This is a genomic window from Streptomyces sp. NPDC060035 (genome assembly GCF_042736635.1).
Classification (GTDB): domain Bacteria; phylum Actinomycetota; class Actinomycetes; order Streptomycetales; family Streptomycetaceae; genus Streptomyces.
On record NZ_JBHWVO010000008.1, the window covers coordinates 230,898 to 254,408 of the forward strand.

Below are 23,511 nucleotides of genomic sequence, written 5' to 3' on the forward strand. Positions count from 1 at the left end.
GGCGTCAGTGGAAGGTGTGCTCCGGCTGCGGGAACGTTCCGCCGACGACCTCGTCGGCGAACTCCTTCGCAGCGTTTCCGAGCACCTGGCGCATGTCGGCGTACTGCTTGGTGAAGCGCGGCACCTTGCCGCCGGTCAGCCCGACCATGTCGGTGTAGACCAGCACCTGGGCGTCCGTGTCCGGCCCGGCGCCGATACCGACGGTCGGGATGTGCAGGGTGCGGGTCACCTCGGCGGCCAGCTCGGCCGGTACGAGCTCCAGGACGACGGCGAACGCGCCCGCGTCCTGCACCGCCTTCGCGTCACGCAGCATCTGCTGCGCGGCCTCCTCGCCGCGGCCCTGAACCCGGTAGCCCATGGCGTTGACGGACTGCGGGGTCAGGCCGATATGGCCCATGACCGGGATGCCGGCCTCGACCAGCAGCCTGATCTGCTCGTGGGAGCGCTCGCCGCCCTCCAGCTTGACCGCGCCGACGCCGGAGTCCTTGATCAGCCGAGTGGCGTTGCGCAGGGCCTGGACGGGGCCCTCCTGGTAGGACCCGAAGGGCAGGTCGGCGACGATGAGGGCGCGCTTGGTGCCGCGTACGACGGCGGCGGAGAGCATGGCCATCTCATCCATCGTGACGGGGACGGTCGTCTCGTAGCCGAGGTGGCAGTTGCCCATGGAGTCGCCGACGAGCATGACCGGGATGCCGGCCTCGTCGAAGACGGACGCGGTCATCGCGTCGTAGGCGGTGAGCATGGGCCACTTCTCGCCGCGCTCACTGGCGGCGGCGATGTCGTGGACGGTGATGCGGCGGGTGCTCTTTCCCCCGTACAACGCCTTGCCGGCGGCGGGGGAGGGACCTGCTGGGGGTGTGGTGCTCTGATTCTGCGCAGCCTGAAGCGACATGGCCAACGGCTCCTTCGTCATCTCGTGGCGCCCTGACGGCGTCCCCGGATCCCTTCCATGGTGGCATCCCGGGACCGTTCCCGGGAAGTGGGCCCCGGCGACCGGGTAAAGACTTTCCAATACGAGACGGTCTCGTATCGAAAATGGGCTAGGGTCGCCGTCATGTCCATACCGTCCGGCGCCCCTGCCGCCGAGTCCCGCGTCCCGGAAGCGGTCCACCGCCGCCGCTGGGTGATCCTCACCGTTCTCATGTTCAGCCTGCTCATCGTGGTGCTGGACAACTCGATCCTGAACGTCGCGGTCAAGACGATCGCCAGCCCCGCGCCGACCGGCATCGGCGCCACCCAGAGCGAGCTCGAGTGGGCCATCAACTCCTACACGCTCGTCTTCGCCGGACTGCTCTTCACGGCGGGCCTGCTCGGTGACCGCATCGGCCGCAAGAAGGTGCTGCTGGCCGGCATCCTGGTCTTCGGTATCGGCTCCGGACTGGCCGCGCTCTCCACCACGCCCGGCGAACTCATCACCTGGCGCGCCCTGATGGGCTTCGGCGCGGCCTTCGTGATGCCCGCCACACTCGCCGTCCTGATGAACGTCTTCGAGCGCGATGAGCAGCCCAAGGCCATCGGCATCTGGGCCGGCAGCGTCGGCCTCGGCATCGCCATCGGCCCGATCACCGGCGGTGTGCTCCTGGAGCACTTCTGGTGGGGTTCGATCTTCCTGGTCAACGTCCCCGTGGTGATCATCGCACTGGTCGCCATGGCCGTCCTCGTGCCGGACTCCCGGGACCCGAACCCCGGCCGGGTCGACCCGCTGGGTGTCCTCCTTTCCATCGTCGGCCTGGTCCTGCTGGTCTACGGCATCATCCGGGGCGGCGAGCTCGCCGACTTCACCGACCTCACCGTGCTCGCCCCGCTGTTCGGCGGGCTGGTGGTGCTGGCGGTCTTCGTGTGGCACGAGAAGCGCAGCAGCCACCCCTCCATCGATATCTCGTACTTCAGGAAGCCGGCCTTCTCCGCGGCAGTCGCCGCCATCGCGCTGGTCTTCTTCGCGCTGATGGGCGTCACCTTCTTCTCCGCCTTCTACCTGCAGAGCGTGCGCGGCTACAGCGCGCTGCAGTCGGGGCTGCTGATCCTGCCGCTCGCCGTCGCGCAGATGATCTTCTCGCCGCGCGCCCGGCTGGTCGTCGACCGGTTCGGCGCCCGTGCGGTCTGCACCGTCGGCATGCTGCTGGTCGCCGGTGGCCTCGCGGCCTTCGTGCTGTTCGACGCGGACACCCCGGTCTGGGTGATGTGCGTGGTCTTCTTCGTCCAGGGCACGGGTATGGCGCACATCATGCCGCCGGTCACCGTCGCCGTGATGCAGGCCCTGCCCCGTGAACGGGCCGGCTCGGGCTCGGCCATCAACAACACGTTCCGCCAGGTCGGCGGGGCGCTCGGCATCGCCGTGCTCGGCTCGGTGCTGTCCACGGTCTACCGCGGTGACATCGAGGGCCACCTCGCAGGAGTACCGGCCGGGGCGCGGGACGTCGCGGGCGAGTCGATCGAGGCGACCCTGGGCGTCGCGGCCAGGCTGGGCCCCGCGGGCAAGCCGCTCGTCGCGGCGGCGAACGACGCGTTCATCTCGGCGATGCACGTCACGGCCCTCGGCTCGGCGGCGGTCGCCCTGATCGGCGCGGTGGTCGTGGGCCTGTTCCTGCCGGGCAGGCCCGGGGTCGATCAACAGGAGAGCCAGGCCGGCCCGGTGACGGAGGACGAGAAGGTCCCGTCGAGGCCGTCCGGCGTGTGAGGACACATCGGTGGAAGGGTGGCCGGAGCGGCCCGTGCGAGGCTCATTCCTCGACCGGATCGCCCCGGCCACCGGCCCCATCGAGACCGTCCGGCGATCGAGGACAGAGCGTCGTGCCGGGCCAACCCGGCACCCCACCCGCACGGCCCGGAGGTCGCCGCGCCGCCCGCCGGTCGGCGAGAATCAGGATGAACGGCGAACAACGAGCGGCGGACGGCGCGGCGAGAGGTGACCCACGTGCAGGCGCAGGACCACGCACAGGACCAGGCACGGGACCGGGCTGGGGATCACGCACAGGACCGGGCTGAGGATCACCACGGTCAGGATCCACAGGCCCAGGACTCCGAACCCCGCCGCGGCCGGCCCCGCAGCGCCGCCGCCGAGCGGGCGATCCTCGACGCCGTCGTGGAGCTGCTGGAGGCCGGTGAACCCCTCGCCGGCCTGTCCATCGAGCGCATCGCCCGCACCGCGGGCGTCGGCAAGGCCACCATCTACCGCCGCTGGAGCGGCAAGGAGGAGCTCTTCGTCGACGTCCTGCGCGACATCGAACCAGCCGACCCCACCGTCTCCGGAACCGCCGGTCTCGCCGATCTCCGCCTCCTGCTGGAATCGATGCGTACCCGCGGCCTCGCCCAGCGCTCCTCCGTCCTCCTGCACAACGTGTTCGCGCAGATGAAGAGCCACCCCAAGCTGTGGACCGAGTACCAGTGCACGGTGATCGCGCCGCGCCGCGTCGCCATGCTCGCCGCCGTGCAACGGGCCGTCGACGCGGGCGAGCTGCGCGACGACCTCGACGCGGAGCTGATGGACGACCTGTTCCTCGGCCCCATGCTCGTACGCACCGTGCACCGCCCCGACGCACCCCTGCCCGAGGACCTCGCCGACCGCATCATCCGGATCCTGCTCCAGGGCCTGGCACCGAAACCGCAGGTCACTGCCGAGAAGCCGACGACCGCCCCCATGTGAGCGTTCTGTCACAAGCGACCACAACGACCCTCCCGGCCGGAACCCACGACGCCACATCCGTCGTCCTGATGGCAGTACGGCCGTCGTCGACGGCAGGAATACCGCCGTCCATCGCCTAGGGTCGTGAGGCGCGGCGATGTGTACGGCAAGGCAGTGAGGACAGCGCAATGGTGCAGGCGTACAGGGCGGACACCGAGAACGCCGGCCGAGGTCCGCAGGGGCCCGGATCCCGCCTCCAGGCCCTGCGTCACAGACTGACGACGGACCGGGGCATCTGGCGGCGCGGCATCCTCCTGGCGCTCTGCTCGGTCCTCCTCACCCTGGTGATGACCTTCCACGCGGAGATCCCCAACACCATCGGCAACACGGGCAGCCTCATCGAGACGTTCCTGCCCTGGTTCGGTCTCCTCGTGCCGCTGCTGCTGATCCTCGGCCTTGTCCGGCGTTCGGCGACCGCGCTGATCGCCCTGCTCCTGCCGGCCGTGGTCTGGCTCAACCTCTTCGGCGGCCTCCTGTTCACCGACAAGTCGGGAACCGGTGGAGACCTCACCGTCGCCACGCACAACGTCAACGCGGGCAACCCCGACCCCGCGGGCACCGCCCAGCAGGTTGCGGGCTCGGGCGCGGACATCGTGGCCCTGCAGGAACTGCCCGGCGGCAAGGTGGCCGCGTACGAGGAGGCGCTCGCCGCCCGCTATCCGCACCATTCGGTACAGGGCACCGTCGGCCTGTGGAGCAAGTACCCGATGACGGACTCCCGCCCCGTCGACATCAAGCTGGGCTGGACCCGCGCGATGCGCGCCACGGTCACCACGCCGGACGGCTCGATCGCGGTGTACGTGGCCCACCTCCCGTCCGTACGGGTCAAGCTGCACGCGGGCTTCACCGCCAACCAGCGGGACAAGAGCGCCGACGCGCTGGGCGAGGCGATCGCCGACGAGCGGCTCGACCGGGTGGCCCTGCTCGGCGACCTGAACGGCACGATGAACGACCGGTCCCTGAACGCGGTCACGGCCCAGATGCGCTCCACCCAGGGCGCGGCGGGCGACGGCTTCGGCTTCAGCTGGCCGGCCTCGTTCCCGATGGCGAGGATCGACCAGATCATGGTCCGCGGCGTCGAACCCCTCTCGTCGTGGACCCTCCCGGCCACGGACAGCGACCACCTCCCGATCGCGGCCCGCGTCGAACTCTGAACGGCCGGACCTGTGGCCGCGCCCGCCCTGCACCTCCTCCAGGGCGCGCTCGCCTTCGGTACGGGTACGGCGCTGATCACCCGGGTTCTCCACCTGGCCCCCGACGCCCCGACCCTGGCGGGCTCTTCATCACGGCCGCCTTCACCGCGGGTGCGGCGCCGAGCCCCTGACCGTGCGGACCGGTCCTCGGCGCGGGGTCCGGCTTCCGCGCACCGGTCCGGGTGAGCGCCCTGCTGATGTGCCTGGCCCTGCGGGGATGCTGTCGGCGCGAGCGGTCCCCTTCGGTTCGGCCGGCGCATGCGGGAGCGGTGGGTACGACGACGTGAGGCGGATCCGTGATCTTCTTCACCGGGCCGGGGAGGTCTCCCGGCTCCTGCCCCGGCTCCAGCAGGTCACCGAATGCATCCTGACCAGCCATGCCGACGCCACGGGGCAGCGACGGAGGTACCCGCGCCGCATCCCCCCGCAACTGCCTGTTCATCTCCGGGCATAAAACGTCTGCGACACTTTGTTCCGGCTGAATACTTAATCCGGACCGGCAATGAAGCCGACGCTCCCTCCACCATGCTGAAAGGTCCCCTCCATGCCTCTGGCCCTGCTCGCCCTCGCTGTGAGCGCCTTCGGCATCGGCACCACCGAGTTCGTGATGATGGGCCTGCTGCCCAACGTCGCGGACGATCTGGGAACGTCCGTGCCCACCGCCGGTTACCTCGTCTCGGCGTACGCGATCGGCGTCGTCCTGGGCGCCCCGCTGCTCACCGCCGTCGGCGCACGGGTTCCGCGCAAGCGGATGCTCCTGCTGCTGATGGCCCTCTTCACCGTCGGAAACCTGGCCTCGGCGTTCGCCCCCGACTTCGGCTGGCTGCTGGCCGGACGGCTCCTGGCCGGGCTGCCGCACGGGGCGTTCTTCGGCGTCGGTGCCGTTGTCGCCGCACGGCTCGTTCCGGACGGGCGCCGGGCCCGCGCCGTCGCGACCATGTTCCTCGGGCTGACCGTCGCCAACATCGTCGGCGTACCGGCGGCCACGCTGCTCGGACAGCACCTCGGCTGGCGCGCCACGTTCGTCGTCGTCTCCGTGATCGGGCTGGGCGCCATGGCCGCGCTCGCCCGGCTCGTACCGCAGATGCCCGTCGACTCCCACCAGGGCCTGGGCCGCGAGATGAAGGCCATGGGCAACCGTCAGGTGCTGCTCGGGCTGCTCACCGCGGTCCTCGGCTTCGCGGGTGTTTTCGCCGTCTACTCGTACCTCTCGGCCATGACGACCGAGGCGATGGGCTTCGGCGAGTCCTCGGTGACGCTCGTCCTCGCGCTGTTCGGCATCGGGATGACGCTTGGTGCGCTGGCGGCCGGACCGCTGACGGACCGGGCGCTGCGGCCCACGCTCTACGGATCGCTGGCTGCCCTGGCCGTCGTGCTGGCGGTCTTCCCGTTCACCGTGCATGTGCAGTGGGCGGCGCTGGTGATGGTGGTGCTGCTCGGCGGGATCGGCTTCATGACGACCACGCCGCTGCAGATGCTGGTGATGAACAAGGCCAAGGACGCACCCACGCTCGCGTCCGCCTCCAACCACTCCGCCTTCAACCTGGCCAACGCCGGCGGTGCCTGGCTCGGCGGCGTGGCCATCGCGGCGGGCTGGGGCTGGACGTCACCGGCCCTGGTCGGTGCGGTCCTGGCGGTCGCCGGTCTGGCCGTGGCGGTCACGGCGGGTCTGCTGGACCGTACGCCGGGGGTCTCGCGTGTGGTGGCCGGCGGGCCTGCGGCGCACAGCAAGCAGGAAGCCGAGGTGCGCTGACCGCGTATCCCGGCCCGTGGGGGCGTAGGCCGGATCATTCCGGCCTACGCCCCCACGTCGTTCGTCAGCCCGACTCGCGCCAGCGGTTCGTGATCGGCAGTCGCCGGTCCTTGCCGAAGCCCTTCGGCGAGATCTTCGTGCCCGGCGGGTACTGCCGCCGCTTGTACTCCGCCGTGTCCACCATCCGCAGCGTCTTGGCCACCAGCTCCGCGTCGAAGCCGGCCGCCACGATCGCTTCCAGGCCCTGGTCCCGGTCGACGTACATCTCCAGGATCCGGTCCAGCACGTCGTAGTCCGGCAGCGAGTCCGTGTCCACCTGGTCCGGGCGCAGTTCGGCGCTCGGCGGCTTGGTGATGGAGGCCTCCGGGATCGGCGGGGTCTGCCCGCGCTCCTCGGCGGCCCGGTTGCGCCACTTCGCGAGGCGGAACACCGACGTCTTGTACACGTCCTTGATCGGCCCGTACGCGCCGACGGAGTCCCCGTACAGCGTCGAGTAACCGACCGCCAGTTCGGACTTGTTGCCCGGCGCGAGCACGATCTGGCCCTCCTGGTTGGAGACGGCCATCAGCATCGTGCCGCGCAGTCGCGACTGGAGGTTCTCCTCCGCCAGCCCGGTGAGCCCCAGCGACCCCATGTACGCGTCGAACATCGGCTCGATCGGTACGGTGCGGAAGTTCAGCCCGGTACGACGGGCCAGCTCGGCCGCGTCGCCCTTGGAGTGGTCCGAGGAGTACTTCGACGGCATCGAGATGCCGTACACGTTCTGGGCCCCCAGCGCATCGCAGGCGATCGCGGCGACCAGCGCCGAGTCGATGCCGCCCGAGAGGCCGATCAGCACACTGCTGAAACCGTTCTTCGCGGCGTACGCCCGCAGGCCCACGACCAGTGCGGAGTACAGCTCCTCGTCGTCGTCGAGCCGCTCGGCGTAGCCGCCGGCCAGCTCCGGCTCGTACGCGGGAAGGGCCTCCTCGGAGAGGACCACGTGGTCGATCCGCAGCCCGTCGTTCACGACCCCGGACGGTGCCTCGGCCGCGGCGGCCGGCAGCTCCAGGTCGAGGATCACGCTGCCCTCGGCGAACTGCGGGGCGCGGGCGATCACTTCGCCGTCCCTGTCGACGACGATCGAGTCGCCGTCGAAGACCAGCTCGTCCTGGCCGCCGATCATCGCCAGGTACGCGGTCGTGCAGCCGGCCTCCTGGGCGCGCTTGCGGACCAGTTCGAGCCGGGTGTCGTCCTTGTCCCGCTCGTACGGCGAGGCGTTGATCGACAGCAGCAGTCCTGCCCCGGCGGCGCGGGCGGCCGGCACGCGGCCGCCGTCCTGCCAGAGGTCCTCGCAGATCGCGAGCGCCACATCGATGCCGTGCACCCGCACGACGGGCATCGAGTCGCCCGGCACGAAGTACCGGAACTCGTCGAACACGCCGTAGTTGGGCAGGTGGTGCTTGGCGAAGTTCAGCGCGACCCGGCCGCGGTGCAGCACCGCGGCGGCGTTGCGCGGTGATCCCGCGGGCTGCCCGTAGCGCGGCGCGGCGTGCTCGGAGCGATCGAGGTAACCGACGACGACCGGAAGCTCTCCGAAACCCTCCGAGTCGAGGCGCGCGGCGAGCGCGCGCAGCGCCTCCCGCGAGGCCTCGACGAAGGACGACCGCAGGGCCAGGTCCTCGACGGGGTATCCGGTCAGCACCATCTCGGGGAACGCCACGAGGTGGGCGCCCTGCTCGGCGGCGTGCCGGGTCCAGTGGACGATCGACTCGCTGTTGCCGGCAAGGTCACCGACGGTCGCGTCGATCTGATTCAGTGCGAGACGTAGTTGAGGCACGCGGCCCAGTGTAATCGTCTCTCTGACGCGATGTCCTGGAGGGCCGCCACGAACCGGAGTGCGGCATCCATGGCCCGGGGCCGGCACCGTCCGCCCGGCAGCTGGACGTCCGGCATCCGACGACCCGGCAGCCCTCATGGCGCAAGGGACGCCGGGCCGGGACGCTCTGCCCCGCGCCGGCCCGGGAGCGGGGGACGGAGGGCAGGGGCAGGGTCAGGAACCGGAGTAGACCTTCTCCGCCCAGCCGGCGACCTGCTCGTCCGAGAGATGCCGCGCCAGGTCCGCCTCGCTGATCATGCCGATGAGCTTCTTGTTCTCGATCACCGGCAGTCGGCGGATCCGGTGACTCTGCATCTCGTCGAGCACCGCGCCGACATCGGCGGTCGCCTCGATCCAGCGCGGTGTGCCGTCGCAGAGGTCGCCCGCCGTCAGCTTCGACGGATCGCGTCCCGCCGCCACGCACTTGATCACGATGTCGCGGTCGGTGATGATGCCGACCATCCTGTCCTGCTCACCGTTGGCGGACACGGGCAGCGCGCCCACCTTGTGGTCGCGCATCATCTGCGCGGCACGGTCCAGCGTCTCGTGGGCCGGGATCCAGTGGGCCCCGGTGTGCATGATGTCTTTGGCGGTGGTCATGGGGGATACCTCCTGCGTGCCGGTGGGCACTGCCGTACGGCCCGAGCGAACCCATCGTCATGGGTCCGTTCGGGGTACGCGAGCGCTGTCACCCATTCGGGTGTGCGCCGACGGCCGGACACTCAGGGGCGGGGGGCGGCACCCCGCGCCGTGAGCATGTCCGCCATGAGGTCGAGCTCGGACTGCTGGGCCTCGACCATGCCCTGGGCAAGCCGTTTCTCCACCGGCACGGTGCACTGCTCCGCGCAGCCGCGCGCCATGTCGACGCCGCCCTTGTGGTGGTCGGTCATCAGCTGCAGAAACAGGATCTCTGCCGGCTTGCCCCGGGCCGCTCGGAGCCCGTCGAGCTCTGTTCTGGTGGCCATGCCCGGCATGAGGGCCCCGTCGTGCGCCGTGAACCCGGCCTCCGAGCCCTCCGTGTGGTGGGTGGAGTGCTGGTGGCCGGACATCCACGCCATCGGCTCCTGCCCGGCAGGCGCGGTCTTGGGCAGCTCCCACAGGTCCAGCCAGCCGAGCAGCATGCCCCGTTGGTTGGCCTGCGTGTTGGCGATGTCGTAGGCGAGGCGCCGTACGCCCTCGTCCTGCGTACCGTCGCGCACAATGAAGGACATCTCCACGGCCTGCTGATGGTGGACGGCCATGTCGCGCGCGAAGCCCGCGTCCGCCGACGCCGCCGAGGGGGTACGGGGGGCAGGGGCCGCCCCGTCGTCCCGGGCGGCGGCGACCGTCGCCGCCCCGGCGAACAGCAGCGCGAGCGTCACGGCGGAGCCGGCCACCCACCGGGTGCGGCGCGTGCGCGCCGAGCTCACCCGTCCACCCCGCCCGTGCAGGGCGCACCCGGCTCGGGCGTCTGCTTGCCCTGGACGTACTTCGCGAAGAACTGCGCCACCCGCCGGTCGTCCGCGCCGTCCACCGTGACCTGCTTGCCCCAGGCGCTCAGCGTGATCGGGCCGGCCTGGCCCTCGTACGGGCTCATCAGCGAGAACGGGGTGCTCCCGACGCGGGCCGCGAGCTTTTGCACATCGGCGTCGGCCGCCTTGCTGTTGTACGTCACCCAGACCGCGCCGTGCTCCAGGGAGTGCACGGCGTTGACATTCGGGACGGCTTTTTCGTATACGACGCCGTCGCAGTTCAGCCAGGCCGGATTGTGGTCACCGCCGACCGGCGGCTCCATGGGGTACGTCACCGCGGTCGTGACGTGGTTGCGGGTCAGTTCCTTGGCGTCCCAGGACTTCTCGCCCGCGACCGGCCCGACTGCCGGCTTCTCCTTCTCCTGCTCGGTCTGCTTGGCGTCCTGGGCCAGGCCCTCCGCGTTCCGGTCGCTCGCCTCCGACCTCTCCAGCAGCATGTACGTGCCGAAACCGATCAGACCGGCGACCACGGCGGCGCTCAGACCTATGGCGACGACACGGTTGCGGCGATCACGCGCACGGTCGGTCCTGCGCATCTGCTCCATGCGGGTCCTGCGGTCGAAGCTCATGTCGTCGGGTCCTTATGCCAAGGGGGAGGGAGGGACGTATCGGGCAGGGAAAGCGGGTACGCACGGGCTGTAGGGATGCCACCGCACCCCTTGCACACCATGGCCGCCGATCGTAGTGGGTGGCCGAGTGCTCTCTCTCACACCGTATGCGTAATCTGGGTGAAATCCCGGGTCGTGATACTGGAGTGTCTCCCCTACCCCGGGCGGTGGTGCACGGACCGTCTGAACTGCAAGGATGTGGCTATGGACAAGCAGCAGGAATTCGTCCTCAGGACGCTTGAGGAGCGAGACATCCGCTTCGTACGGCTGTGGTTCACCGATGTACTCGGTTACCTCAAGTCCGTCGCCGTGGCCCCCGCCGAGCTGGAGCAGGCCTTCGACGAGGGCATCGGCTTCGACGGCTCGGCGATCGAGGGCTTCGCCCGCGTATACGAATCGGACATGATCGCCAAGCCGGACCCGGGCACGTTCCAGATCCTGCCGTGGCGCGCCGAGGCCCCCGGGACGGCGCGGATGTTCTGCGACATCCTGATGCCGGACGGCTCGCCCTCCTTCGCCGACCCGCGCTACGTGCTGAAGCGCATCCTCGCCAAGACCTCCGACCTGGGCTTCACCTTCTACACCCACCCGGAGATCGAGTTCTTCCTGCTGAAGAACAAGCCGGTCGACGGCAGCCGCCCGACCCCCGCCGACAGCTCCGGCTACTTCGACCACACCCCGCAGAACGTCGGCATGGACTTCCGCCGCCAGGCGATCACCATGCTCGAATCGATGGGCATCTCGGTCGAGTTCAGCCACCACGAGGGCGCCCCCGGCCAGCAGGAGATCGACCTGCGGTACGCGGACGCGCTCTCCACCGCCGACAACATCATGACCTTCCGCCTGGTCATGAAGCAGGTCGCGCTGGAGCAGGGTGTGCAGGCGACCTTCATGCCGAAGCCGTTCTCGGAGTACCCGGGCTCGGGCATGCACACCCACCTCTCCCTCTTCGAGGGCGACCGCAACGCGTTCTACGAGTCGGGCGCCGAGTACCAGCTCTCCAAGGTCGGCCGTTCCTTCATCGCGGGCCTGCTCAAGCACGCCGCGGAGATCTCCGCCGTGACGAACCAGTGGGTCAACTCCTACAAGCGCATCTGGGGCGGCTCCACCCGTGCCGCCGGAGCGGGCGGCGAGGCACCCTCGTACATCTGCTGGGGCCACAACAACCGCTCCGCGCTGATCCGTGTCCCGATGTACAAGCCGGGCAAGACCGGATCGGCCCGCGTGGAGGTCCGCTCCATCGACTCGGGCGCCAACCCCTACCTGACGTACGCGGTGCTGCTTGCCGCGGGCCTCAAGGGCATCGAGGAGGGCTACGAACTCCCGGCCGGCGCCGACGACGACGTCTGGGCCCTCACCGACGCGGAGCGCCGCGCGATGGGCATCGAGCCGCTGCCGCAGAACCTGGGCGAGGCGATCTCGCTGATGGAGAAGAGCGAGCTGGTCGCGGAGACGCTGGGCGAGCACGTCTTCGACTTCTTCCTGCGCAACAAGAAGCAGGAGTGGGAGGAGTACCGCAGCGAGGTCACGGCCTTCGAGCTGAAGGCACTCCTGCCGGTGCTGTAACCGCAGGTCAGTGACATAGACAGCACGACGCGGGCGGGGCGCCCGATCCAGCAGTGGCGCCCCGCCCGCAGTCATGATCAGCTCTGGGCCGTCTGTGGGCCGTCAGGCCAGGACGGGCGGCCCAGATACACCTCGTCCATGGCGGCGCGGGCCCGTCCCTCGCTGCTCGGGAGCAGGTGGGTGTACGTCCGCAACGTCCAGGCCCGCCGCGGTGGCGGTGGTGTTCATGGTCAGCGTTCCGTCCGGTTGTGGGCGGGGCCGTGGTTGGCGGTGTAGCCCTCGACCAGGGCCTGTACCTGGGCGTCTCCGGTGGCGGTGGCCGAGGCCCCGCAGTGGCACACGGCGGACCCCGTGGCGGGGGTAGACGGAGAGGGCTTGCTGACGTGCAGGCCGGGGCGATCTGCGGTGGGGGTCAGGTCAGCCACGGCAGTCACCGCCCAACCCGGCTGAGCACGGCCCGGGCGGTGTGGCCGGAGCCGTGGCAGGCGGGGCAGTCCGCGGCGATGGTGTGGCGGTGTCCATCGGGGGTGGTCTGGCCGGTGGTGACAGCGACGGTGGGAAAGCCGTCGCAGTGGGCGCAGATCGGCCGGGGCCGGGTGTGCTGGGGCATGATGGGATCTCCCTTTCGGGTCCGTTGGATCTGGGATGGGTTGGGCGCCCGGGGCGGCGGAAACTTGGCGGTTGAGGCCGCCCCGGGGGCTACTTGCTGCGGTGCGAGGAGCGCTTGAGCGTGAGGCCCACGCCGCCGGTTGCCGAGAGAACAGCGACCGTCGCGGCGGCAACCACGTGCAAGGTGACCGCGATCATGAGAACGATCAGGGCGATTCCGCCGGTGATCGTGATGGCCAGCAGGATGGGGCCGGTGTAGTTGCGCGGTGCGGGCCGGACGATGACGATCTGGCGGGCATCGGTGCCGGGCGGGAGCTGCGCGAGCAGGTCGGACGGGATGTGACCGGCGTTGAACTGGTCCTCGGGGTAGCGCACGGGGTCACCTCCGGTCAGGGGTTGCAGCGGTGGGTTTTGGCGGCGAGTTCGGCGGCGGCGCGGCCGTGGTAGTCGGCGGAGAAGTTGCAGCCGGGGGCGGTGCAGACAGCGGTGTGTTTGGTGCGGCCCCGACCGTCGTAGTGCGTGCCGACCTGGACGGGCCCGATACGGATCACGTCGGTGAAGCGATTCGGACGCGGCATGGTGAAACCTCCTTCTGCTCAGGCGAGTTGGGCGGTGATGGCGTCAGCAAGCGGGCCGGGCACGCCGAGCCGGGCGCGGAGAGTGGCCGAGTCGATCCGGGCGCCGGTCGTCGCGTGATGCGTGTCGGCGACCTTCCGGGCGTGGTCGAGCAGGGCCGGAGGAACAGCCACGGTCGGCACTGACACCGGAGCCACAGTCGCGGGTGGAGCAGGGGTCGGCGGGAGTTCCGGAGCCGGGTTGGGAGCCCGCTCCACCGTGACGCCGGGGCCGGTTCGGGGTCCGGGACATGCAGCGATGCAGTGACCGGGGCCGCGGGAGCCGGTGTGGTGGGTGCGTGGGCAAGCAGGGTGCCGCCGAGAAAGGCGAGGGCGGGCCATCCGGCGACGAGAATGCGGAGCCAGGCCGGTACGTTGCCGAGGTCGAGGAGTCCGGCGGTGGCGATGTTCGCGCCCAATGAGGCGGCGAGCGCGATGACAAACCAGATCCAGGCGGCGCGGTTGTCGGCGTGGGTGCGCATGCGGCGCCAGGCAGCGACGAGGAGCAGGTCCACGCTGATCGGGTAGGCCCAGGCTTTCCAGCCGTCCTGTCCGGCCGCTTCGGCCAGGTCATGCAGGTGGGAGAACGACAGTGCACCGGCAATGACGGCTTGGATGAGTACAGCGTCCAGGCGGAGTTTGCGGGACATCAGGTCACCTCCTTTCGGGGTGGGCCGGGGCCGGGCGGGATGTGGTGTTCACCGCCCAGCGCCCGGGTCGAAGGGGTCAGGCATTGGGGTCGGTGCCGGTGCCGAAGCAATTGAGGCAGAGACCGTCTTGCTGGCCGACCGGGCGCCGCTTGCGACCGACGCGAACCGTGGTGGGGACGTTTCCGGTCCCGCCGCAGGGCTGGCACGCGGCCGACTCGGCAGGGCTGGAGGGCTCCTTGGGCTTGGTGGTCGGTTGGGTGGTCATGGCGCTGGGTCCTTCCGGTTCCGGGCATGGGCGGGGTAGGGACCTGGCGCGAGACGGTCACGCCAACCGAGGGGTGCGGGGTGTTACTCGGTGACCGGCCGCGGATTGACCAGCGGTGAGGCCGGAGCCGGGGCGGTGCGGACGACCGGGCGGAACCGGGCCAGCGCCGGGACGTCGGGGGTCAGGTGCACGTATTCGTGGCAGATGGCCACGGCGTCGGCGGCGCTCATTTCGGGGGTGCGGATGCGGGACCAGCCGCCGGAGGAGTCGCCGGCCACGGCCACACCGGGGCGATCCGGCGGGATCGTGGTCGCGGCGAAGACCGCATCAGGGGCAATGTCCCCCAAGCCCATGTCAGCGGTCTGCTTGTCGTTGACGCGGTGCACCACGCGGCCAGTGAGCTGAGCGCGGAGCATGGTGGCACCCTTGCCGAGTTCTGAGCCGAAGCGCTGACCGCAGATCTCCAGGTAGATCCCGACCGCACGGGCCATCTGCGCGAGCCGTACCAGGTGCATCACCATGCGGTCCCGGCGTTCCTCATCCTTCTTCGCGGCGACGAGGAAGAGTTCCGCCACCTCGTCCACCAGCACCACCAGGGGCACCGGCCGAACCTTGGTCGGCAGGTCCCACAGGTCCGAGACGCCGTGAGCACTCAGGATGTCGAAGCGGTCCTCCATCTCCCGGACCAGAACTTCCAGCAGGTCCGCCGCTTCGTCCGGGGTGACCGCGAGGGCGGAGAGGCGGGATGCGTATCCGCGCTGTTCGACACCACGCTTGCAGTCGATCCCCACCAAGCCCACGGGGAGCTTCGCGAGACCGGTGATGAGGTGGCGCTGATACATCGACTTGCCCGACTGATTCGCACCCAGGGTCAGGCCGTGCGGGACTTTCGTGTAGTCGCGGACGAACGCGGTCCCGTCCTCCCGAAGCGCCACCGGCACCACCAATCGGCCGGACCTGAGCTTGCGGGGCAGCCGGCGCGGCATCTTCACCCGCCGCAACACGTCGTAGCCGGTCATGCGGAGTTCGACGAAGCCGGGTTTGATCTCCATCACGTGGACGGAGTGGACGCCCCAGGCGTGCCGGAGCCGTTCCGAAGCCGCAACCACGTCGGCGGGCTCCAGCCCGGCCGGGAGACGGAGAGTGACCCGCATGCCCGTGGAGGAGCCGCGGACCCGGCGAACCCTGGGTGGGACCGGCTGAACATCCTGGCGACGGGCCACGCTGCGGACCATGAACGCCCGCAAGCGGGACGGCTGAACCGTCAGCCCACACACATCCATCGTGGACCGGTACGTGACCGCGAAGCGGACCCGGGCGACCGGCAGACCAACCAGCGACCAGAACACGCGAGGAGCGCGAACCTTCGCATAGCCGAGACCACCGGCAGCCGATAAGGCCCCCGCCACCTCGATCACCGTGTTCAGGTCCGACATGATCAGACCCCAACCGTGATGGCGACCGCGCGGAAGCTGATCCCGTGCCGGGTCTGGCCGTTGAACGTGTTCTCCCAGTCCCGGGCTTTCAGCCCGACCACCGTGACCGGCGTCCCCGGGGTCAGGCTCTCCGGGACACCCGTGCTCGGCACCGTCACCTGGTAGAGGTTGCCCTCCCCCTCATCTGAGATCAGCAGACCCACTGTCGCGAGCGGAGCACCGGTCTCCCGGTCCATCGCGATCTCACCAGTCTGCTTGCTCACGAGCTTCGGGGTCGGAGGCGTCGCGACGAACACGACAGCGGACGAAACATCGATCTTGAACGACGGCATCTCATACTCCCTGGATTGATGTGGAGCAGCCCGAAGAGGACCCTCGGGGACCCGCTGTCCTAGGACTGCGAACCATAAGCAGGATGATGGCTGGTAGTCCTGGGACTGTGTTTGACTTGGCTCTGACGAGAGGGGTTCGGGATGGCGCCCAAGTGGCGAGAGCTGGCAGACAAGCTGGCCGAACAGATCAGGGGCGGTGACTACGCTCCGGGCAAGCAGCTTCCGCACATTCGGGAGCTTGTGGAGGCGGGCGAGGGTTCCAAGTCCACCGTCCACGCCGCCTATAAGGCTCTCGAAGCAGAGGGTCTGGTCACTTCATCCCGCGGTCACGGCACAGTCGTGCGCCAGCAAGTGCCTCTCAAGCGACTCGGTATCGCTCGATACGACAAGGCCAAGTGGCGCGATGGCGACGAAGTGGCGTTCATTGCGGACCGTGTGGCAAGTGGACGTACCTACCGCCGGAACGAGCAGACGCAGACTGTCAGTCTTGTGGAGGCTTCCCCCGCCGTGTCGGCAGCTCATGGCCTGCCCGCAGGAGCTGAGGTGTACGCACGGGCGCGACTTGTGAAGGAAGGCGAGCAGCCCACCCACACCTTGACGAGCTACTACCGGCCCGAACACGTCGAGGGGACCCGCATCGTTGACCCGACTCCCGGACCCGCCGGCCGAGGTGGAGGGTTCCGCGTGCTTTACGAGGCCGGTTACGAGATCGATCACATGAAAGAGCGGATCTTCGCCCGGGGCGCCACATCGGACGAGTCAAAGCTTCTCCAACTGCCGCCCGGGGAGGCAGTCGTTGAACTGCACCGGACGACGTACACAGCCGACGGCACGGTAGTGGAGTTCGCCATCGGAGTGCACGCGGCATCGCGCTTCGCCTGGGAATACGAGTTCCAGGTGCCTGACTCGGCGACGAACAAGGAAGACTCGTAGTGATTTCTACACAGGACTGGGCCGACGCGCGGCGCATTTGGGAGTACCACCAGATGGGCCACGCCCTCCAACCCTGCTCCGTTGCCATCGGGCTCGGCAGCCATGACCTGGGAGTTGCAGACACGTCGGCAGACCTGTACCAGCGCGGATTGGTGCCGCTCCTGCTCTTTACCGGAGCCACGAGCCCCACGACCCGGGAGCGGATGCCCCGCGGGGAAGCAGTCCACTACCGAGAGCGGGCACTCGAATTGGGTGTTCCCAGCTCGGCCGTCCTCGTGGAGCCGAGGGCACGCAACACGGGTGAGAACATCCGCTTCTCGCGGGAAGTGCTAGAGGAAGGGGGTGTCCAGGTGGCTTCTGTCCTGCTGATCAGCAAGCCGTACGAGGAGCGGCGGGCATACGCCACTGCCCGCAAGCTGTGGCCTGAGGTGGAGATCGTCAGCGCTTCGACGCCGATGACTCTGGACGAGTACGTGGACTCCATCGGTGACGCACGTCTGGTGATCGACATGCTTACGGGTGCACTGCAGCGACTGATGATCTACCCGGAACAGGGATTCATGATCCGCCAGCCCGTACCTGCCGACGTAGCCGAGGCGTACCAGCGACTCCGCCAAGCCGGTTTCACCAGTCGACTCCTGCCGACCGATTCGCACTCTGGTTGACCGACAAGAGCTGTTACAGGTTTCTCTACCTCATCAAGGCTCCTCGCTCCGCTCGTCGCGCGCTCCCCGGCTCACCGCCGGGGCCCTGCGCTCCTGTCTCCGCCCCGCTCTGGGCCCCGGCTACGCCGGTCGCGCAACTAGAGCGAGAGAGCCTGACCGAGGGGATCCGTCGGGCATGAGACATGCCTCCGGCGGGGGCGCTCAGACTCCGGGATGGGAGGGGCGCCGTTCGCGAGTGCCGGCGGATTCGTGGTGAGCGTTGTGGGCTTCCATCCCGACCACCTTCGACCCAGGCAGAGCCGAGCAGTCGCGGCCCAGGGCGTCAAGGTCGTTCGTACAGTGGCGCGCTCCACCTTGACGCCCTGAACCACGCCCGCTCCACGGTGTGTGGGTCGAAGGCGGACGGGATGGAAGCTGGGGTGAGTGGTGGGTTAAGGGCAGTGGATCGCTCACGCTGTGCCCATGACAGACTCAGCGACTTGTCAGTCACGAGTCACGCTTGAGGAGGTCCCCTGCCATGCGCCACTTGGCCACCGTGGCGGCCGGTATCGCGGCCACCGTCTTGCTCACCGGCTGTGGCGCCGGGGATGTTGAGAGAGCACCCGCACCGAAGTCGAAGAGCGGCGCATCGGTCACACCAAAGGCAGCTGCTGCATTCGAGGTCGAGGCGGCGCTCAAGAACGCCGATCCGGCGCCTTACTCGGCTCAGATCACGTCGGAAAGCTATGCGGGCTCCACGCTGACTATCGTTATGGCTGGCCGGATGAACCTCAACGGATCAGCTCCTACGGGCAAAATGACCTTGAAGACTTCCGACAGCGCCCCGGAGGACCAAGCGGTCAATGCGGAGACGATCCTGCTGGAAAACGCCACCTACACACGCACACTCGATGACGACGGAGCAACCGGGGAGTGGCAGCGTGCGGGGCTGGATTCCGCAGGCGCAGGCGTAGCTGACTACAGCGTTTATGCCCGGCTGCTCTTGGACCTCGGGCCGAAGGCACGAAAAGGCTCAGAGGAGGTGGACGGAGCGCCGGCGCACCGCCTTTCCGGGAAGCTCACCCAGGACCAGCTCCGGTCGGTGGACCGTCGGCTGTACGACAGGATGCGTTCCATGGGCACCGAGGAGTTCGCCTGCGACGTGTGGGTCAACGAATCCGGCCGAGTCGTGCGCTTCGAGCAGTGGCTGACGGTATCTGGTGTGTCCGCGCACAACGTCGTGAAGCTCAAGAATTTCAGCGCCCCGGTGCCGGTGAGCGCACCCGAGTAGCTTCAACCCAACCTTTGCGCCTGTCATGACGGCACCGTTGACATCAGCGGCTGACACCAACAAGCGCGAACAGCGACGGTCGGCACCGGACCTCGGAGGACGGTCGACCAAAGTGCAGAGCCGATTGGTCGACGTCGCAACCATGGCGTGATCGACCTGATAAGGACGAGGCCACAGGTTCAAATCCTGTTAGCCCTACCAGCCGGGCGTACGCAAGCCGGACCAGGGACTTCTTCCGGAGATGCAGCCACCAGGGATAGCCTTCCAGTCCGTTCGAAAGCTACTGGAGGCTCTCTGTGCACACCGCCGTCTTCCTGCTGCGGGACGCGCTGGGCCTAAGTGGCGGTCTGGTGGGCGCATGGGAGCTGACCCGCCAGGCTTCGGGACCGGGCTGGAGGAAGCTGCGGGTGTTCTCTGCGGTGGCGGCTTTGATGCTCGCCGGGCTGCTCGCCATCTAGAGATGGCCAGTCGGCGTGCCCCTCCCGTGCCCGTTCGGTCGGGAAACAGCGGGGAACAGCGGTCGCTGGCGGACAACGCTCACGTGAACGGCCCCTGACCGAGATACCTGGTCAGGGGCCGTTCACCTGCGGTGGGTGTGGGATTTGAACCCACGGTGACATCGCTGCCACGACGGTTTTCAAGACCGCCGCGAGTTCAGGGAGAGCAGCACCCTGACCTGCATCGATGTGTCAAGCACTGTGAGCACCATGAGGGTTGGCCCACGCATGGCCCACAGGCTTTCCGTTGGGCACGAGACCGCTTCGCCCCGAAGCAACCCTGGTGGTGGACCGACCATGGGGCACCATGCCGCTGACCTGTGCCGACAGTCCCAGACCGTCCGCCGCCGTCCGGCGCTGTCCGCTCCCGTTGGCACTCACTGCTGGTCGCAGCTCGTCAGCTCTGCAAGTGGTTGGCCCATGCCGTCTTGATCCGTTCCCCCTGATCGGCAGTGATGACGCCGGCATCCAGCGCCACTGACACAAGATCCGCTCCGACCTCCAGCTTCATACTGGTGAAGGCGTCGTTCATGCGGTCCACGCTTCGAGGCGTGCCGACATGCCCCATATCAAGGTCGCCAGGAAGGAAGTTGGCCACCTCACCGTCGTGGTTCTCGAACGCGGCCGTGTCCATCCGCACGTGGACCCGCTTCGTGCCAACGGTGACAACGGTCCCGTGAGACCCATGGTGAAACAGGGGCCTATCGCTCGGCGCCCTGACCGTGACCTTGTCTCCGACCTTGAAGCTACTCAGGGTCTTACCGCTGCCGACCACGTATGTCCCCCCTTGGGTGTGTGCATCACTTGACAGGTTTCGTGCCGAATCAGCTGAGACGCCAGTTTTGAGGTAGTGCGCCTTACAGAACTCGACCAGATCATCCGCGTGGATCGCGCCGTACTCTTCGGGGCGCAGCATCTCGACAGCGTCGATGATCTGGTGAGCTGAGGCCGATCGGAGGCCTCTCGCACTGGCGTCATCGCTGAGCGAGACACCCCAGTACTTCACGAGAACCGGACTCTCCTGAAAGCTGCGATAGGTCTGCGTATCACGCAGATCGCGATCTGTGATCTCTACGTTCAGCCCCTCGGAGAGCGCCTCACGGGCGTACTCCAGAGCGGCCTCCAGATCGAGCGTGTAGAGGGTCAGCGGTCGCCCGTTGGGCTCACGAGGTATGGCCATACACGCACTCTACGAACCCTCTCAGGCAGGCGAAGTGGCTTCGGCGGAAGATCGCGCTTGACGGGGAGGGGGAAATCCTGTCGCCGAATGATCCGCTGGCCAAGACCGAGCGCTGACGATGGTGAAGGATCCGAAGAGTCCTTCTTTGGCTAGGGCTGATGTACAGCAGCGGCGTACCGCAACCACAGCAACCGCCCCCGCCCGCCCCCGCCTCTCCAAGGCCTCGTAGCGGCCGGTATGACCACCGCTGACCGATCCGGCTAGAGCTACGGATCAGAAGTTCCCCGTGCCACAAACGCGCCAGATGGGGCGGGGAGCCACGGGGAGCTGCGGCTGCTGGCAGGGACCACAGCCAACAGAAGCCGAAGTCGGTGTCCCGCAGGTCAGGGCCCAAGTCGCCCCACCTCGCTCCTAAAGCGGTGATTCTCGCCCACCTAGCCCGAGGCCACGGCGTCGCCCTTCGGCGTGTTCGCTAGCCAGTACGCACCGAGCTGAGGGAACCAGTCGAAGCCGTCGAGCACCGCGACCGCCTTGGCCAGGAGTTCGTCGCCGCTCTCCGGCCAGGGCTCGAACCCACTCTCGCCCAGGTCGCCGACGTCCATGAGCCCGCTGTTCAGCAGCAGCGTCAGCAACTCGACCGCGACGCCTCGGAACTCGGCGCCCTGGTCTTCTGCGATGTCCACGGCCAGACCGAGGAGCCGGTCGACCGGAACCCAGTCGTCCAGGCCCTCCTCGATCAGCTCACGGAAGATCTCGTGGTCGTTCACTGGGCAGATGCACCTTCAAATCTTTCTTGCTCCCCGCCAGGGAGAGGTCGATCGTCTCTGACATCCACCGTTGACATCAACCACACCGGACGGAGACGCACCCCAGCATTCTTGTCCGGCCATCGTGTCAGCGAGCGGCTGCAGCCGGATCGGGCTCGGATCGAACCCCTAAAGCGGGTGTCGTTTGAGCCCAGGGGTACCCGCTCTGGGCCGTCTCGGGGCCGTGGAAGGGTGCTCAACGATGAACAACGCTGACAAAGATTGACAGCTCGACAGCAGGTCACAGTGATGATGGATACGTGACCGCAGGTCAGAAACGCCCCAGATCACTTCCTGCGCAACAAGAAGCAGGAGTGGGAGGAGTACCGCAGCCAGGTCACGGCCTTCGAGCTGAAGGCGCTCCTGCCGGTGCTGTAGGGGCAGTTCAGCCCTGTTTCGGGTGAACGTACGCTTCGGGCCGACGGTTTCGTACCGTCGGCCCGAAGCCGTCTCAGGTACAGGTGAGGTTGCCGGGTGCGGTGGTGGGGCTGCCCGTGGCAGTGAAGCCGAACGTGGTCGTGCCGTCGGGGGCGGTGGTGCCCGCCCATGGGGCGTTCCGTACCGTCACGGACCCGCTGGTTCCGGTGTTCACGCCGTTCCAGAGGCTGCTGATGGACTGGCCGGCGGCCAGGGTCATGGCGACCGTCCAGCCGTTCAGCGTGGTGCTGCTGTTGTTCCGGATCGTCACCTCGCCCTGGAAGCCGCCGGACCAGCTTTGGACGGTCCGATAGCCGGCGGTGCACGTGGCGTCCGAGCCGTCGTCCGGGTCACCTCCGTTGTCCGGGTTGCCGATGCCGGTCAGAACCGGGGTCTGCCAGTCCTTCCAGGACGACAGATCACCGGACTTGAGCGGCGAGACCCTGAACACCCCCGGTGCGGTGCCCGTGTTGAGAAGGAATGTGCTGATGCTCTGCTGAAGCGGCGCCTTCCACTCGGACCTGGCCGCGCAGTGGGTGCCGTCCTGTACGTCCGACCAGTAACTGATGTTGGACCCGGCGCCGAGGGCCTTGTAGACCTCCGCCCCGCCCAGGGCCGCCACGCTCCCCGACCTGGCGCTCAGCCAGTCGACGTGCGGGTTCTCCATGACGAACAGGCCTCGCGGCGCGACCATGCCCACGATCTCGTGGGTGTCCACCGGCAGTGTGGCCGGGCTGCCCGTGAAGGAGCCGAACGCGTCGCCCAGCCACGGCTGCTCCGAGTAGGCGCTGCTCAGAGGCTGTCCGCCGCTCTCCCCGGGAATCCCGCGGAAGACGGGGGCGCCACCGGAACCCGACTCGATCGGCATGGTGAGATCGATACGCTGGTCGAACGCGCCGGCCACGAAGGCGCCCTTGCCGAACCGCGAGCAGCCCGTGACGCCGGTCGCGTCGGCCTTGAGCAGGCTGCCGCCCGACTGTTCGATGACGTCGATGATGCGGCTCACGCCCCAGGACCAGGCCATCAGCAGCCCTGTGCTGCTCGACGATCCGTAGACGCTGTAGAAGGCGCCCTGTTTGTTGTTCCGCGCCGTTCCTTCACGTCCCACGGTGTACGGGTCGAAATTGACGACGGCCGCACCCGAGGCCTTGATGGTGGCCGTGTCCGCGCCGAGCCCGCCCAGGACGACGACGGCCGGGAAGGGGCCGGAACCACTCGGCAGTTCGACCTTCGCCGAGAAGGCGGCGCTCTTGCCCTGGTCCGTCACGTTCACCGTGATACCGGTCGCGGAGACCGTTCCCGTGATGCCGGCGGGCTTGGCAGGCTTCTGGCCGTAGACCGACCTCTCCGCCTGTTCCCTGATCTCCGCGCGGCGGCAACGCCAGTCGGACGCGGTGGAGATGCGCGTCCCGTCCAGCTTCTTGAAGGGATCGGGAAGCTTCGCGTTGGCCGGCGAGGCACCGGGGTCGGGCACGGCACAGTCGGCGCCGTCGTCCTCGACAGCGGGAGCGGCCTGCACCGCGGCGGCCTGCCTGGCGGTGGCGCTCGCCTGTGGGGCGAGGGAAGCGGTCGCCAGGCTCGCGGCTGTCACCAGAGCGGCTGCGGCTGCCAGCGCCCGTGGCTTGTACCGATACCGAAGGGAAAAGCGCATGGGGGACCTCCAGAT

24 protein-coding genes, 1 tRNA gene and 2 pseudogenes are annotated in these 23,511 nt (G+C 68.5%); 10 read left to right on the top strand and 17 right to left on the bottom strand.

Going from position 1 to position 23,511, the window contains the following annotated elements:
- Positions 1-4: 4 nt before the first annotated feature.
- Positions 5-892, bottom strand: a complete 888-nt coding sequence (gene panB / locus ACFWBQ_RS15780; protein ID WP_385488326.1) for a 3-methyl-2-oxobutanoate hydroxymethyltransferase — start codon at positions 890-892, stop codon at positions 5-7.
- Positions 893-1,054: 162 nt separating this feature from the next.
- Between panB and ACFWBQ_RS15785 the strand changes: the two genes are divergently transcribed.
- From ACFWBQ_RS15785 to ACFWBQ_RS15800, 4 genes are all read left to right on the top strand, one after another.
- Positions 1,055-2,677: an MFS transporter gene (locus tag ACFWBQ_RS15785; protein ID WP_385488329.1), complete on the top strand. Its 1,623-nt coding sequence runs from the start codon at positions 1,055-1,057 to the stop codon at positions 2,675-2,677.
- Between the two features lie 237 nt (positions 2,678-2,914).
- Positions 2,915-3,643 (top strand): TetR/AcrR family transcriptional regulator, encoded by a 729-nt coding sequence (locus ACFWBQ_RS15790; RefSeq protein WP_385488332.1) that lies wholly within the window; start codon positions 2,915-2,917, stop codon positions 3,641-3,643.
- Between the two features lie 167 nt (positions 3,644-3,810).
- Positions 3,811-4,836, top strand: a complete 1,026-nt coding sequence (locus tag ACFWBQ_RS15795; RefSeq protein ID WP_385488335.1) for an endonuclease/exonuclease/phosphatase family protein — start codon at positions 3,811-3,813, stop codon at positions 4,834-4,836.
- Positions 4,837-5,419: 583 nt separating this feature from the next.
- The gene (locus ACFWBQ_RS15800) at positions 5,420-6,628 is read left to right on the top strand and encodes an MFS transporter (RefSeq protein ID WP_385488337.1); all 1,209 of its coding nucleotides are present in this window, start codon (positions 5,420-5,422) and stop codon (positions 6,626-6,628) included.
- Positions 6,629-6,692: 64 nt separating this feature from the next.
- On the opposite strand, the gene ACFWBQ_RS15805 is transcribed toward ACFWBQ_RS15800, so the two are convergent.
- The 4 genes from ACFWBQ_RS15805 to ACFWBQ_RS15820 form a co-directional block, all read right to left on the bottom strand.
- The gene (locus ACFWBQ_RS15805; RefSeq protein WP_385488339.1) at positions 6,693-8,447 is read right to left on the bottom strand and encodes an NAD+ synthase; all 1,755 of its coding nucleotides are present in this window, start codon (positions 8,445-8,447) and stop codon (positions 6,693-6,695) included.
- Positions 8,448-8,660: 213 nt separating this feature from the next.
- Complete coding sequence (locus ACFWBQ_RS15810; RefSeq protein WP_385488341.1) at positions 8,661-9,086, bottom strand: CBS domain-containing protein; 426 nt, start codon at positions 9,084-9,086, stop codon at positions 8,661-8,663.
- Positions 9,087-9,208: 122 nt separating this feature from the next.
- Positions 9,209-9,895 carry a DUF305 domain-containing protein gene (locus tag ACFWBQ_RS15815; protein WP_385488344.1) on the bottom strand — a complete coding sequence of 229 codons (687 nt, stop codon included), beginning with the start codon at positions 9,893-9,895 and terminating at the stop codon, positions 9,209-9,211.
- A complete protein-coding gene (locus tag ACFWBQ_RS15820) occupies positions 9,892-10,566 on the bottom strand; it encodes a DUF3105 domain-containing protein (RefSeq protein WP_385488347.1) in 675 nt (224 codons plus the stop codon). The genes ACFWBQ_RS15815 and ACFWBQ_RS15820 overlap by 4 nt, the downstream gene beginning before the upstream one ends.
- A 243-nt stretch (positions 10,567-10,809) precedes the next feature.
- Between ACFWBQ_RS15820 and glnA the strand changes: the two genes are divergently transcribed.
- Positions 10,810-12,171: a type I glutamate--ammonia ligase gene (gene glnA / locus ACFWBQ_RS15825; protein WP_385488350.1), complete on the top strand. Its 1,362-nt coding sequence runs from the start codon at positions 10,810-10,812 to the stop codon at positions 12,169-12,171.
- A 230-nt stretch (positions 12,172-12,401) separates the two neighbouring features.
- On the opposite strand, the gene ACFWBQ_RS15830 is transcribed toward glnA, so the two are convergent.
- The 8 genes and pseudogenes from ACFWBQ_RS15830 to ACFWBQ_RS15865 all read right to left on the bottom strand — a co-directional run bounded on the left by ACFWBQ_RS15830 (position 12,402) and on the right by ACFWBQ_RS15865 (position 16,077).
- On the bottom strand, positions 12,402-12,596 hold the full coding sequence (locus ACFWBQ_RS15830; protein ID WP_385488353.1) for a hypothetical protein: 195 nt from the start codon (positions 12,594-12,596) through the stop codon (positions 12,402-12,404).
- A gap of 5 nt (positions 12,597-12,601) precedes the next feature.
- Positions 12,602-12,781 (bottom strand): hypothetical protein, encoded by a 180-nt coding sequence (locus ACFWBQ_RS15835; protein WP_385488355.1) that lies wholly within the window; start codon positions 12,779-12,781, stop codon positions 12,602-12,604.
- A gap of 89 nt (positions 12,782-12,870) precedes the next feature.
- Positions 12,871-13,155, bottom strand: coding sequence for a hypothetical protein (locus ACFWBQ_RS15840; protein ID WP_385488358.1), 285 nt, complete (start codon positions 13,153-13,155; stop codon positions 12,871-12,873).
- A gap of 14 nt (positions 13,156-13,169) precedes the next feature.
- Positions 13,170-13,358, bottom strand: a complete 189-nt coding sequence (locus ACFWBQ_RS15845; RefSeq protein WP_385488361.1) for a mobile element transfer protein — start codon at positions 13,356-13,358, stop codon at positions 13,170-13,172.
- Between the two features lie 18 nt (positions 13,359-13,376).
- Positions 13,377-14,044: pseudogene (locus ACFWBQ_RS15850) on the bottom strand (DUF2637 domain-containing protein).
- A gap of 76 nt (positions 14,045-14,120) precedes the next feature.
- Complete coding sequence (locus tag ACFWBQ_RS15855; RefSeq protein WP_385488364.1) at positions 14,121-14,309, bottom strand: hypothetical protein; 189 nt, start codon at positions 14,307-14,309, stop codon at positions 14,121-14,123.
- 83 nt (positions 14,310-14,392) lie between these two features.
- A complete protein-coding gene (locus ACFWBQ_RS15860; RefSeq protein WP_385488367.1) occupies positions 14,393-15,745 on the bottom strand; it encodes an FtsK/SpoIIIE domain-containing protein in 1,353 nt (450 codons plus the stop codon).
- 2 nt (positions 15,746-15,747) lie between these two features.
- Entirely contained in the window at positions 15,748-16,077 is a 330-nt protein-coding gene (locus ACFWBQ_RS15865; protein WP_385488370.1) for a hypothetical protein, read from the bottom strand.
- Between the two features lie 141 nt (positions 16,078-16,218).
- Here ACFWBQ_RS15865 and ACFWBQ_RS15870 point away from each other — a divergent pair, with 141 nt between their 5' ends.
- The 4 genes from ACFWBQ_RS15870 to ACFWBQ_RS15885 all read left to right on the top strand — a co-directional run bounded on the left by ACFWBQ_RS15870 (position 16,219) and on the right by ACFWBQ_RS15885 (position 19,403).
- Positions 16,219-17,010: a GntR family transcriptional regulator gene (locus ACFWBQ_RS15870; protein ID WP_385488373.1), complete on the top strand. Its 792-nt coding sequence runs from the start codon at positions 16,219-16,221 to the stop codon at positions 17,008-17,010.
- Entirely contained in the window at positions 17,010-17,675 is a 666-nt protein-coding gene (locus ACFWBQ_RS15875) for a YdcF family protein (protein ID WP_385488376.1), read from the top strand. The genes ACFWBQ_RS15870 and ACFWBQ_RS15875 overlap by 1 nt, the downstream gene beginning before the upstream one ends.
- Before the next feature lie 517 nt (positions 17,676-18,192).
- Positions 18,193-18,945, top strand: coding sequence for a hypothetical protein (locus ACFWBQ_RS15880; RefSeq protein ID WP_385488379.1), 753 nt, complete (start codon positions 18,193-18,195; stop codon positions 18,943-18,945).
- 296 nt (positions 18,946-19,241) lie between these two features.
- Positions 19,242-19,403 (top strand): hypothetical protein, encoded by a 162-nt coding sequence (locus ACFWBQ_RS15885; RefSeq protein ID WP_385488382.1) that lies wholly within the window; start codon positions 19,242-19,244, stop codon positions 19,401-19,403.
- 127 nt (positions 19,404-19,530) lie between these two features.
- Here ACFWBQ_RS15885 and ACFWBQ_RS15890 read toward each other — a convergent pair.
- From ACFWBQ_RS15890 to ACFWBQ_RS15900, 3 genes are all read right to left on the bottom strand, one after another.
- Positions 19,531-19,670, bottom strand: a tRNA-Ser gene (locus ACFWBQ_RS15890).
- A 169-nt stretch (positions 19,671-19,839) separates the two neighbouring features.
- Positions 19,840-20,622, bottom strand: coding sequence for a hypothetical protein (locus ACFWBQ_RS15895; RefSeq protein ID WP_385488385.1), 783 nt, complete (start codon positions 20,620-20,622; stop codon positions 19,840-19,842).
- A 434-nt stretch (positions 20,623-21,056) separates the two neighbouring features.
- Complete coding sequence (locus ACFWBQ_RS15900) at positions 21,057-21,389, bottom strand: hypothetical protein (RefSeq protein ID WP_385488388.1); 333 nt, start codon at positions 21,387-21,389, stop codon at positions 21,057-21,059.
- A gap of 324 nt (positions 21,390-21,713) precedes the next feature.
- Between ACFWBQ_RS15900 and ACFWBQ_RS15905 the strand changes: the two are divergent.
- Positions 21,714-21,806: pseudogene (locus ACFWBQ_RS15905) on the top strand (glutamine synthetase); the annotation flags it as partial.
- A 73-nt stretch (positions 21,807-21,879) separates the two neighbouring features.
- On the opposite strand, the gene ACFWBQ_RS15910 reads toward ACFWBQ_RS15905, so the two are convergent.
- Positions 21,880-23,496, bottom strand: a complete 1,617-nt coding sequence (locus ACFWBQ_RS15910) for a cellulose binding domain-containing protein (protein ID WP_385488391.1) — start codon at positions 23,494-23,496, stop codon at positions 21,880-21,882.
- Between the last annotated feature and the right edge of the window lie 15 nt (positions 23,497-23,511).